This window comes from Veillonella sp. T14073-2, from assembly GCF_002959875.1.
GTDB classification, from domain to species: Bacteria; Bacillota; Negativicutes; order Veillonellales; family Veillonellaceae; genus Veillonella; species Veillonella infantium.
Map to the genome: position 1 here is coordinate 103,562 of NZ_PPDC01000014.1, position 13,188 is coordinate 116,749.

At 36.9% G+C, this 13,188-nt stretch carries 9 protein-coding genes; 7 read left to right on the forward strand and 2 right to left on the reverse strand.

What is annotated here, in order from left to right:
* Positions 1-147 precede the first annotated feature (147 nt).
* Together VCHSUH04_RS09730 and VCHSUH04_RS09735 are read left to right on the forward strand one after the other, a co-directional pair.
* Positions 148-372 (forward strand): hypothetical protein, encoded by a 225-nt coding sequence (locus VCHSUH04_RS09730; RefSeq protein ID WP_105086403.1) that lies wholly within the window; start codon positions 148-150, stop codon positions 370-372.
* 773 nt (positions 373-1,145) lie between these two features.
* The gene (locus VCHSUH04_RS09735; protein WP_105086404.1) at positions 1,146-2,402 is read left to right on the forward strand and encodes an inverse autotransporter beta domain-containing protein; all 1,257 of its coding nucleotides are present in this window, start codon (positions 1,146-1,148) and stop codon (positions 2,400-2,402) included.
* 90 nt (positions 2,403-2,492) lie between these two features.
* Here VCHSUH04_RS09735 and VCHSUH04_RS09740 read toward each other — a convergent pair whose 3' ends face one another.
* Both VCHSUH04_RS09740 and VCHSUH04_RS09745 read right to left on the reverse strand, forming a co-directional pair.
* Complete coding sequence (locus tag VCHSUH04_RS09740; RefSeq protein ID WP_105086405.1) at positions 2,493-4,862, reverse strand: tetratricopeptide repeat protein; 2,370 nt, start codon at positions 4,860-4,862, stop codon at positions 2,493-2,495.
* Between the two features lie 140 nt (positions 4,863-5,002).
* Positions 5,003-5,785 carry a basic amino acid ABC transporter substrate-binding protein gene (locus tag VCHSUH04_RS09745; RefSeq protein WP_105086406.1) on the reverse strand — a complete coding sequence of 261 codons (783 nt, stop codon included), beginning with the start codon at positions 5,783-5,785 and terminating at the stop codon, positions 5,003-5,005.
* 173 nt (positions 5,786-5,958) lie between these two features.
* Here VCHSUH04_RS09745 and VCHSUH04_RS09750 point away from each other — a divergent pair, with 173 nt between their 5' ends.
* The 5 genes from VCHSUH04_RS09750 to VCHSUH04_RS09775 all read left to right on the forward strand — a co-directional run bounded on the left by VCHSUH04_RS09750 (position 5,959) and on the right by VCHSUH04_RS09775 (position 13,155).
* On the forward strand, positions 5,959-7,155 hold the full coding sequence (locus tag VCHSUH04_RS09750; RefSeq protein ID WP_105086407.1) for an amidohydrolase: 1,197 nt from the start codon (positions 5,959-5,961) through the stop codon (positions 7,153-7,155).
* Between the two features lie 646 nt (positions 7,156-7,801).
* Positions 7,802-8,884 carry an HAD family hydrolase gene (locus tag VCHSUH04_RS09760; protein ID WP_105086409.1) on the forward strand — a complete coding sequence of 361 codons (1,083 nt, stop codon included), beginning with the start codon at positions 7,802-7,804 and terminating at the stop codon, positions 8,882-8,884.
* Between the two features lie 144 nt (positions 8,885-9,028).
* Complete coding sequence (locus tag VCHSUH04_RS09765; RefSeq protein WP_105086410.1) at positions 9,029-9,226, forward strand: DUF362 domain-containing protein; 198 nt, start codon at positions 9,029-9,031, stop codon at positions 9,224-9,226.
* 254 nt (positions 9,227-9,480) lie between these two features.
* Complete coding sequence (gene guaA, locus VCHSUH04_RS09770) at positions 9,481-11,016, forward strand: glutamine-hydrolyzing GMP synthase (RefSeq protein WP_105086411.1); 1,536 nt, start codon at positions 9,481-9,483, stop codon at positions 11,014-11,016.
* Between the two features lie 207 nt (positions 11,017-11,223).
* Positions 11,224-13,155: an ATP-dependent endonuclease gene (locus VCHSUH04_RS09775; protein WP_105086412.1), complete on the forward strand. Its 1,932-nt coding sequence runs from the start codon at positions 11,224-11,226 to the stop codon at positions 13,153-13,155.
* The last annotated feature ends 33 nt before the right edge of the window (positions 13,156-13,188 follow it).

Sequence of the window (13,188 nt, forward strand, 5' to 3'; positions counted from 1 at the left end):
AATGAATATAATGTGAAAAATGATTATGTTTATCTGATATATCGGTTATAGTGACTTTATTAATTTTATCTGATTATAATATTGGCCGTTTTAAGGTATAATGATTATATATAGAGGTTTCATTATTATTGAATGGAGGGCTATATTATGTCCATAACAAAAAAAATAGAGAAAAAATTATTGGATAAAGAAGAAAAGCGCACTAAAGAATTATTAGATGAGTTACATATGGATAAAAAAGACGATTCCGATGTTAAAGTGAATGTGGAAACCGGTAATAAGCTCTATGATCGATTATTGGAAAAAAAGACAGAACGGTTGTATGTACAAGAAGAGGCATTAGGGATAAAACCTAATTCGGATAAAAAATAAATTTAGGTCAAGACATCGAACATCCTACACTTTGCCATCGTTGTGCAGAGGTTGTTGAATCTCTATAATCCAAAGAACATAATACATACTATGAGTTGTCTATTATGTATTAACTTCTAAATAGGAAATCCTTCTCTATACTACACTTAGTTATTCTTGGCTAAGCTAGTGAGAGAAGGGTTTTTGTTATATGTATCTGTCCTGTAAGTACGTTTATGAAAATTAATATCCCTTAGTCTGTTAATTATTAAAATTTTATAGAAAATTATGAATTCGTTGTATGCTATCTTTCTCATAAAACTATCTATAATAATTGCTACTCTGTTATTTTCCTCATGAAAAATTAATGTGTAAATTTTTACTCATTTCATATTAAGTTTAATATACTAGTTTAAGATATTTATAGTTAGTTTAGTTATTGTGCTTATATGAGAAGGAGGAACAGCAATGGTAGCAACTATCGTTAAAGCAATCTTGGCTGCGCTTACTGGTTTAGCAAACGCAATCTTGCCTTTATTCAAATAACAATTTCATTCCCCAGAAAAAAGACCACCTGGCTTGCAGGTGGTCTTTTTCTTTTGCCTGAAAATAGAAATCAATTTGTAACATAATGATTTAGAGAATCTTTAACTATCGTTTAACTATAGGGCTTTATATTGACTATGGAAAATAGCATACCTATAATTAAGATGAATGAACCATGAAATGAACGTGAAGGGCGTACAGTTTGTGTGGTTTTATTTCTTATGTAAAACGAGGGGAGCGTGTAAGGCATGAGAAAAAACGTAATCATTAAGGCGTTAGTTTTAGGATCTATAGGATGTGCTTTCACTATTACAGGAATGGCAGCCAATGGGGATGCTCAAGGTATACATTCATCACCTAATGAGCAACAAATTAATTCACAAGATGCAGCGCGACATGAAGCTGTTCGTTCTAATTGGATGGATCGCACAGATGTGGTTGTTGGGGTTGGTATGAAAGACTCGAAAGAGACGCATACACAGCACCATGCTGTTGGTTCACCACCGAGAACTGATCTACATACTGTAACTTCGAAAAATTCAAAATCTACTGAAATCAATAAATTGTATATTGAGACCTTGCAACCTATAACACATTATGATGAAAACGCTAAAAGCGTTGTCTTTGTACAAGGTCGTATTGGACGTAGTGGAGAAAAGATTTCATCTTATAAATTAGATGGTTATTTGGTTCCAGCTAGACCTGCAGGGACGTTTATAAGACACGATAAACAAACAGATACGAAAGAATCATTAGGAATGAATGCTAATATTGGTATTGGTTATCGTCGCCTTAGCAAAGGTGAACATGCTTATGTTGGTGTTAATGCGTTCTATGACCATGTGTTTAAAGGTGGCTATAAGCGTGTTAGTGGCGGTGTAGAATATGTGGCAGGCCTTAATGAATTTCATGCTAATCTGTACCGAAATCTAGGGACTGATGATAGAAAATATATAGGTCTCCATGGGCGTAGTGTTGTATTGGGTGATCCTGCAGGATTGTATCCATATGGTATGGATCCTGATCAAAGTCTTTATAATTATGGTGTGGCTGCTTATGAAAATCATTGGATGCTATCAGAAAAGGTTGCTGCCAGTGGATTTGATGTAGGATACTCACGGACCTTTAAAAATGCTCGATGGGCTCGTGTCTATGCGGACTATTATAATTGGCGTGGTAGAGAGTCTGTAAGAGTAGGGTATTATAAATTAAAAAAACGTGATGCCATAAAAGGTTTTAAAGTGGGTGCAGAATTCCATATAACACCGCATCTTACCCTTGATGCGGGTTACCAAACGGCATCTCATCATTTGAGTGGTCCTTATGCGACCTTGAAATATACCATCGGTACCTCCAAGTTTGCTTGGCGTGGTGGTAAACATAGTGAAAGCGCGATTACAACGGCTCGTTCCAAGATGCTTGATAAGGTACATCGTAGCGACATGGTTGTACAAGAAACTGTGGAAAATACTTATGAACAGCAGTTTGTCGATGTTGGTTTATAGTCTGTAATTTTAGACTAAATATAGCTTATTTTCGTTTATAGCAAAGGAGCTAGTACGCTGTGTACTAGCTCCTTTTTGTATATTTGTTTATTATTGTAACCCCTTAGGAACACTGAGCTTTTTCCAATTGTCTAGCTCAGGTATTTCCAAGGTATTAATCGTTTTTTGAATCCAGTAGTTTAAGGATACTTCGTTACCTAACTGTTGTTCAAATAAATAGGTATTGCCAGGTGTATCGAGAGGTTTACCATCCTTGTCGATGGAGTGGCGCATAGATTCTTTCAGATAGAGTTGTACTCTAAATGGATTTGTGTGATTGCCTCTGAAAATAAAATAAGATGGACCGATAAAGTCATGGGTACGGACATTAATTTGTTCGTACTTTTTGTCTTTTAAGCCTTGTAATGCGGCTTGTATCATGGCATTCGCATCGTCGTATTCTTCAAGCAAGAAAGCTTGGTGATCTACGTCGAGTACATAGTGCCAAGTTGGTTTTTCTTCATTCTTTTCAATGGACCAGTTATTACCAAATACAGGTAATTGATGATTATCATAGAGGTCTTTTAACAGATGTATAGCATCCTCTTTCTTGAATAGCGCTCGATAGATAACCTCTTGACCTTCTGTGGAGTCATATCCATGTATTCTGACTTGGTACGTATCACGTGGCATGCGTTTTACATCTAACTTAAAAATGTTGCGCAACTTATCTGGAACGGATAGGAAATGATTGTAAAAGCTCAGTTTCATTTCTTCTTGTGATTCTAAAGCATGCTCAATGGTTTGCCAATCATATAAGGAGGTATCCCATAAGAAGTCATCCATATTTACAGATAAGCGAGCCGCATTTTGAGGCCATTCCGTATGACCAGGCCGTACTGTTGAGGTAGACTCTGTAAAGCCCTCTTTATAGTACCAATGACCATCAATCTCTTCGAAGGCTGCTAAGCGTTCTTCTGCTTCATCATCAATAGGAATATCCTTTAGCTCTTCATCGAGGTTTGCCTTGTGAGATAGTATATATTGATGAGACTCTTCGTAATAGGCTACAGCGGCATCTAAATCAGGTTTGCCTGTGACATAGCCTTTTTCATAGGCATATCCTAAGGCAACTCGTGTTAAAGCCCGTGTAATATCATAGAAGAGAACGCGATCTTCCTCTTCTAGTGCGCGCTTTTCTTCATCCAGTACACGTGTTAACGATTGTACACCGAAACGTATATTTTTTGTTACCCCTAAGCCATGGATTCGCATGTAACCGATGTATGGCAAGGAGAACATAAAGCGTTCTTTAGTGGCTGCCATGTGTGTTAAGTCTGCAATGAGACCCCAGTCGAGAGGAAGGTGGCCTATGTGGAAAATATAGCCGAAGGCCGCTTGCAATGCAGCATAGCCGGCGTCGCTAAAATGCTTAGTAGCTGCGCGACGGTAGAGGCCGATTGCTTTTACAGGATTATACGGAATTAGGCGGCGTAGCTCTTTCGTATCATAAAAGTGATAGTAATAATCCGCTAATTCGGCGGTGCTTTCAGCTTGACCCAAGGAGGCACCTTTCGTGAACCATGTGAAAGCATCCTCAAATTTTCCATGTTCATGACAGTCTAGGCCAGTGTAGAGCATCATAGTTGGATTGCCTAGCTCAGCAGCAGTTAAAGCTACACGGCGCGCATTATCAAAATCACCTTCGTCGATATAGATGTTACGTAAATTGCCTTGGAACATGGCAAGTCCATTGTTGAGGGCCTTGTTAAACCATTCTTTGGCAAATGTAGTAGCATTTTCCTGTAATGTTTCGTCTGAAACAGTGCCTTGTAAGGCTCCAATACGTTCTTGAATAGAACCTTTTTGTAAAATCTGTTGAATCCGTTTGGACCAACTTAGGCGAGGTGGTGTAATCATATCCTTGGCTAAGCTAATGCGATCATCATCGCGCCAGAAAAAGACATTACCTATAATGTATTGGCAAAAGGCATCGCCTTGTTCAGCGTAATCGTAAACGATGCGAAATGCATCATTAAAGGATATTAACATATCCTTTTCAACCGTAGGTGTAATGGTTCCATTGATACGCAATGCTTGCAAGGTGCCGATTGGACTACAGCGGCGAATGCTATCGTGCAAGCATTGATAGGTACGCATGTTGTTTTCAGGAAAATTAGATTCCTCCCACGTAAAGCGTGGTCCTGCGTAGATACGAGCCAATAAAGCATATGCATCAGCTATTTCTCGAGACTCTGGATCGTTTGCTATTTTTAATGCGTCCTCTTTAGTGGTGATTTCGTTTTCCAGAGAGGTAGTCATATCGTTGCGCAAGGCTTGATGATTCGTTTGCTCCGGGCTTTGCTGATTGTTTACGATGAGCTCTAATTGGCGTAAGCCTTCTTGAGCCATCTCTTGATTATATGATGTGAAAATCATGTGGAAGACCTTTTCTAGGCGTTCCGTAAAGTACTGTGCCATAAGGCCTCCTTTATATTAATTACATTTACTATAGAATACATATTTATTATATAACGAACGTAAGAGACCGCAAAAGAGGAAAAAACCCCTCTGAAGTCTTTCAGAGGGGTCATATTTATCCTAGTTCATAGAGATAGATATTATTTTTTGTTGTAATCGCCGAACCATTTGTCGTAGATTTTTTGGTAAGTGCCGTCTTCTTTAAGTTCTTTAAGAGCTTTATTAACAGCTTCTTGTAAAGCTTTGTTGCCTTTTTTCATGCCAAGAACTGTACCTTCAGCTTTAGTAGGTTCGCCTACGAGTTTAAGGTCTTTGTCAGCACCTTGTTTAAGGTAGTACATAGCCACTGCGTTATCGATGATAGCACCGTCGATTGTACCAGCTTTCAATTCCATGAAGATATTAGCATTGGAATCAATTTGTTTTACTGTTGTATTAGGGATTTTTTGAGCCATTTCAACAGGGATAGTACCGATTTGAGCACCTACAGTATGACCTGCTAATTCGTCCATGTTGTGGATTGTAGTGTTGTCTTTACGAACAACTGTGATGAAACCGCCTTGATCGAAGTACACATCGGAGAAGTCCAATACTTTTTCACGTTCAGGCGTAGCATTGATGCCTGCTGCAATCATGTCGATATCGCCGGATTGAACAGCTGGAATCAAAGCATCGAAGCCCATGGACTTGAATTCCATTTTTAAACCTAATTTTTTAGCAATTGCTTCGGACAAATCAACGTCGAAACCAACGTATTTGTCGCCTTCAGTAAATTCGAATGGTGGGAATGTAGTTTCAGAACCTACACGCAATACACCTTCTTGTTGTGTCATTTTTGGTTTGTCATTACCACAACCAGCCAATAAACCCATTGCTGCTACCGCTACGAGGGCGATAGCTGTCAACTTTTTGAACTTAAACATAGAAACCTCCTCAAACATCCATATACATGGTTTATCAAATTCTGTTTATATTGTACGGAATTTTACAATAATAGGCAATAACATTGTATAATTAAGAGTAAATGAGTTTTCTATTCTTTATTGTAGAGTACTAAAATTCTTTACAATAATTTGGATATATACATGGAGGTAATATGTCCCTTACAAATACCTTTTCAGATCTTTGTAAAAGCTTTGCACCTGATGCGTTTGCTATTAACTATACATTAGCTAAGAATCCTGAGCTTTCTAGTCATGAATTTGAGACCGTAAAAACGATTGGTGCTGTTCTCGAAAAATATGGTATGGATGTAACTTATGAATTTTGTAATCTACCAACAGCGTTTAAGGCATCTCCTGTAAAAGTAGATAACCCTAAAGGACGTTTGGCTATCCTCTGTGAATATGATGCGTTGCCTGAGGTAGGTCATGCATGTGGTCACTGTGCGAGCGGTTCCATGAGTGTGCTCGCCGCATTAACGCTCCGCAAAATGCAACAAGACGGCGTTGCTTTCAATATGGACATTGATATTATCGGTACACCAGATGAAGAAGCTACAGGTTGTAAGGTGGATATGTGTAATGCAGGCGTGTTTAAGGACTATGATTTGGCTATCATGGTTCACCTCGATGGTGAAGAAACTCGACCTAATTCACAATTCTTGGCACTAGACTGTTTCCGTGCACGCTATCATGGTAAACCAGCCCATGCAGCAGGTGAGCCTTGGAACGGCATTAATGCGGTAAATGGCGTACAACTTGCGATTCACGCGATGGATATGATGCGCCAACAAGTGCGACCTGAAACGCGCATCGGTACATGGATTATTGCCGGTGGTACTGCTTCTAATGTTATCCCTGAGTTTGGCGAGTTAGAAGTAACCGTACGTCATACCGAACGGGACTATTTGAATGGTCTATCTGAACAGATTAAGAAAATTTTTGAAGGAGCAGCCCTTTGTACTGGAACAACAGTCGACATAGAATTTTACGGCAATCCCTATGATGATATGAATCAAAACCAAAGAGGTACATTACTTATTGAAGACGTAATGACTGATATGGGCATAGATTTTAAATCGGGCCCAGCGGATATTGGGGGCAGTTCAGATATTGGTAATGTGAGCTATCAATGTGCGGCGTTCCACCCTAAATTACGACTTGCTGGGGACGATAAAGTATGTCACTCTAAAGAATTCGCAGCCGCTATGCTAGAACCAACCATTGAACAAACAATCCTTGATGGAGCCAATATTATTGGTCGTACATTATTAAGATTGGTAGAAAATCCAGCAGTATTAGAAGAGATTGTAGCTGAATTTAATGCATCTAAATTTAATGTATCTAAATAATTTTATTTGTATGCAATCTCACCAACTAGCATTTAGATAAGGGGCCAATGCTAATACAGTGCTTTCTATATCGATGGGGCGAGCTGTAATATCTTAGATAGAATGTATTGTCTCTTTCAGAATTACTAATAATGGACGATAATGGTATGTTGCCATTGATAAAACTCTGAATCTTGGTGAAATAGCTTCCTACCTCAACATCTTGGTGATAGAGCGCCCATACCACGTTGTTTCCAGCGATGACCGGAATGTACTTAAGCTCAAGAAATTCGAATAAACCGGCTATGGACATATCATCTGGTACGGTAAATTCTTCGCGATGCCAACTAGCATCATCGGCTGCACAAACAGCATCTCGATCGATTATTATATGCATATTATCTCGCTTCCAATCTATGTTTTAATTTCTATTTAGATGCTCTTATTTCTATGTAGGTCTTCTGTTAGTTTATATTTTACACCTTATAAACTTTAATATCCTACTGAAATATCTTGCTGAGTAGAAATACATTTCTATCTGCTTAATTATTTATAAATACAACTATTTATATACACAACTATTTATATACACAACTATTTATCTAGATAACTGTATATCTATTTAATTCTTTATCTATTTATATACTACTGTATTAAAGGAGGCTTCATGTCCTCAACTGAAACATTACAAATTAAAAACTACATAGGTCTCAAGGGTGATAAGCCTATTAAATTTATAGCCTCTGATGTTGATGGCACATTAGTTAACGATGCAAAAGCAATTCCTGATGAGGCTATTGAGGCTATTCGTGCTGCTCGTGAAAGTGGCATTCGCGTAGCCATCGCTTCTGGTCGTGCTTGGAATGAGATGAATGATGTTATCGAGAAACTACCATGTTTACGCTATTTCATGTGTACCAATGGGGCCTATGTAATGGACAAGGAAGAAAACCGTAGTTTGTTCCATGTAACCTTTGATAAAGAACAGGCACTCTATTTGTTGCGCAAACTTTTAACCTATGGTGTTTATGTAGAGGCTTATGTGAAAGATAAAATCTTTGGTATGTATCCGCCATCTCGCTGTATTACACCGGAACGTTTATGTGCTTGTGCAGATGAGGAAGGTCTTTGGGGACATCTGCCTGGTGAAACTTATGATCACTATGCCTTAGCTGAAGGTGATAAAGCAGCAAATGATAACTTATCTGAATGTGAAGTAGAACAGTCTAATTTCTTCTTTAGACCTAATATCCGCCCATTTATCTTGGCAACACGAACTATGGTGCCTGATTTACTAGCTCATATGGAAGCCTTAGACGAAGGCCCTGAGAAGATGCAAATCTTTTACGGCGATGAGTCTATGCGCCAAAGAATCTTACAAGATTTGCGTGATGAATATCAAGGTATGTCTCATGATGGTACAGGTCGTGAACGATTTTACGATGTACTGCTCTCTAGTGAAGGTAATCTCGAATTCGTACTACCACATACCACAAAGGGGACCGCTGTAGAAGCACTGGCAAATCACTGGAAATTTAGTCCCCATGAAGTCATGACATTAGGGGATAGTGAGAACGACCTATCCATGCTACGTTTTGCAGGTGCTAGCGTAGCTATGGGCAATGGGAAGCCGAATATTAAAGAAGCAGCGCGCTATGTGACGACGGATAATAACCATCATGGCGTGGCTAAAGCAATCTACTCGGCTATAGCACATAATGATGAGCTAAATAAAAATAAATTGCTTTAATTTCGCTTCGACTAGATATGTCTATATTTGAGATACTACCAGTTAAAAATAAATACTTTTAACTGGTAGTATCTGGAAAAAACATATATATCATTGATGTAGCAATATTGACATAGCATTGTTAGACATAGGAGGTGATGTAGAATGGGAAATCTAAAGTTTATTATCGATGATACTTGTGTTAAGTGCGGTGCGTGTGCGGTAGATTGTCCTGTTCAATGCATTACCCAAGGGGAGACTCGATTTAATATAGGTAAAGGTTGTATCGGATGTGGCGATTGTTACTCCATCTGTCCTGTAGGTGCCGTAAAAATGTCTAAACGTGAGCCTGAGAAAGAATAGTCTCTTGAAAGGGTAGAGCCTCTTATAGGTCATCTCATTGTATTGAGTTTTGTATAGAGTAAAACCAAAATCCGAACATTAAAATATTAATCATAAATTTCATACGGAATATATGGAGTCCATATACTTCGTATGGTATAATGAAATGTAATGAAATTTAGCGTTTTGCTCTAGAAAACGCACCGCCAGTACAGAAATGTAAGGGTATTAAAAATAGTGAATATACTTTCACAAAGATGCATATGGAGGAAGGCATGGAAAACAAGGAATTTGTAATTGTTGTTGACTTTGGTGGTCAATATAATCAATTGATCGCGCGCCGTGTTCGTGAAAATCACGTATACTGCGAAGTATATCCATACAACAAAGCGCTGGACAAAATTAAAGAATTAAAACCGCAAGGTATCATCTTCACAGGCGGCCCTAACAGCGTGTATGAAGAAAACTCTCCAAAAATTGAAAAAGAGATTTTTGAACTTGGTATTCCTGTTCTTGGCATGTGCTATGGTATGCAGTTTATGGCGCATACATTGGGCGGCGAAGTTAAATCTGCGGACAACCGTGAATTTGGTAAAACGCCTACTAAAGTGGACACTACATCTCCGTTGTTCAAAGGTTTGGACGAAGACCAAATCGTTTGGATGTCCCATGTTGACTATGTAGCAAAAGTACCAGAAGGTTTCGAAATCATTGCTCATACAAAGGACTGCCCTGTAGCATCCATGCAAAATAAAGAACGTAAATTGTACGCTATGCAATACCATGCAGAAGTTTTGCACACTGAACATGGTAAAGAAATGCTTCACAACTTCTTGTACGAAGTATGTGGTTTCACAGGCACATGGACAATGGCAAACTATGCAAAAACTGCTATTGAAGAAATCCGTAACACTGTAGGCGATGGCAAAGTATTGTTGGCATTGTCTGGCGGTGTAGATAGCTCCGTTGCAGCAGCTCTTATTTCTAAAGCTGTTGGCGACCAATTGACTTGTATCTTTGTTGACCATGGTTTGATGCGTAAAAACGAAGGCGACGAAGTTGAAGCTGCTTTCAAAGATTCCGGCATGCATTTCATCCGCGTCGATGCTGAAAAACGTTTCTTAGATAAATTGGCTGGTCTTGAAGATCCAGAAGCTAAACGTAAAGCTATCGGCGAAGAATTTATCCGCGTATTCGAAGACGAAGGCCGTAAAATCGGTTCCGTTGATTACTTAGCGCAAGGTACAATCTACCCTGACGTTATCGAGTCCGGTACTGGCGAAGCTGAAGTTATCAAATCTCACCACAACGTAGGCGGCTTGCCTGCAGTTGTAGACTTTAAAGGCCTTATTGAACCATTGCGTAACCTCTTCAAAGACGAAGTACGTGAACTTGGTTCTGAATTAGGTTTGGCTGACTACCTCGTATGGCGTCAACCATTCCCAGGTCCTGGCCTTGCTATTCGCGTAATGGGCGAAATTACGAAAGAGAAATTAGACATCTTGCGTGATGCGGACTACATCTTCCGTGATGAAATTGCAAAAGCTGGTCTTGATCGTAGCATCAACCAATACTTTGCAGTATTAACATCTACACGTACCGTAGGCGTTATGGGTGACTTCCGTACATACGATTACACATTGGCATTGCGTGGCGTAACAACAACAGACTTCATGACTGCTGACTGGGCGCGCATCCCTTACGATGTATTGGACACAATCTCCCGTCGTATCGTAAACGAAGTACAACACATCAACCGTATCGTGTACGATATTACATCTAAACCACCTGCTACAATTGAGTGGGAATAAAAGAATATATTAACTTTTAAAGCCTTCCATTTTATTTAAGTGGAAGGCTTTCATATAATGATAAGTGTAAGTTGGTAGGCAGTAAATAAATGAGAATAGTATTAATCAATTATATAGGGAGAAAGACTATAGAGTTTTTATAGTAGATAATTGTAGTTTTATAGTTTATCTAAAATTTATAATGACTCTATGTGATAAGGGACTAAGATGATAAGAAAAATACTTATAAAAAACTATAGATCTATAAAAAAAATTGAGATTAGTAATATTTCTAATAAATTAGGATTAATAGGAGAAAATAGCTCTGGTAAAAGCTCTATATTATTTGCGATATTAACTTTTTTAGGAGAATATAATATAAAGGAGTCAGATTTTAGATTTGATAAAGCTGGAAATCGTGAAGATGAAATTACTATAGGTATAGGCATAGAGTTTGATGACTTTTCAATTAAGCGTATATTAGAGAATTCAGATTTAAATAATAATAAGCCAAAATGGTATTCAAATGCACTTGAAGAATCTAAAGGCGAAAGACGTAGGAGATTAGAAAGTAAAGCTTATTTGAAAGATTTACGAAAGAATATAAAACAAGAATGGGGAATTGATAATCATAGTAATGTTTTATATTTTAAAATTGTTTATAAATATGATAAGGCGATAGAGTCAAATATCTTTTTGACGGATGCTAGCTTTAGTGAATCGATTACATCTGAGTTGAGTTCTAAAGAAATTAGACAGATTCAAAAGATTATACAACCTAGATATGCATATTTACATGATGAAAGAAATTTTTTGGGAGAAGGTTTAGGCGAGGTTGATAGTACTACTAATAAATTATTTAGACTTTTGTTACCTTCAATAAATATAAAAAAAACTCTCACCAATCAATTAGTTGATAATACAATAATTTCGGAGCTATCTATACCTGAGATTAATCAATATCTATTAAAACGTGTTCAAGAAGAAACACTTGAAATAACTGATAAATTAAATAATAATCTTCAAGATTCTTATGATGATACTATAAAAATATCATGGCAATTCTCGAATCAACTTTTTGAAAATATACATATAAAAACAAACTTTAGATTTGCAAATATAGATAGAGATATAGACTTTCAATCTGTTGGTTCAGGGACAAGAAGTATGTATAAGATTGTATTATTACAAACTTTACTGGAGATGCAGAGAAGTGGTGTTGAACCTGTTTTATTTTTGCTTGAAGAACCTGAATTATACCTTTATCCTAAATTGGAAAAGAGAATGGCAGATTTTATTTGTACAATTGCAAAAGAACATCAAGTTATGTTAACTACTCATTCTCATATGTCTATAATGAGCTTTGATAGAGGAACATTATTTAAAATTTTTAGAGAAAATCCGACTAAGCACTCATTACCTATTACTAAGATTAAACCGTTAGAATCTAGTTTAGAGGTAATGCAATTGCTAGGTTATGATATAACATATCTTTTAGGAAAAGAGTATCTTGTCTTTGTTGAAGGAAAAGATGATCAGAAGGCTTATGAGTATTTAGTCAAGACGATATTCAGAGATGATATAAGTTCCAAATTTATGATGTTAACTAGTGTATCAAAATTATCCATGGCAGTTAATTCTAGTGTTTTGAAATATATTAATACAAACTCTAAAAGTGTTTTTATTGTAGATTCGGATGGTGGAAATACAGAAAAACAAAAAAGAGAAGTTATAGATGAAGTTTGTAAATTTGATAAAGAATTAAAAAAGGAGGATTTTTTAAATAAAATAGTTTTAACTAAATATTGTATGTTAGAATGTTATACATTTGAAAAAGAACTGTTGAAGCATCCTATATCTGATGAAGATTTATATGCAAAAAAAGAAAAGTTTATTAATGATAATATAGAAGTAATTAATGATTGTTTAAAAGACAGGAAGCAAAAAAAATTAGATGATCCAGAAATAGTATCTTTATCTTTAGAAGACAAGTTTGAGCATATTAGAAAATATGGTTTTACAAAAAAATTAATTAAAACCTTTAGAAGAGCTGTAGGAGGATCAGGATTTAAAAGAATAGTAGAGTTAAATAAAGAGGAATTAGAGTTATATTGTGTTTCATTAATTCAAGACTTGAAAAATGCATTTAACATTACCTAATTTTTTACGTATACTTATATCAAAGTTGAATAA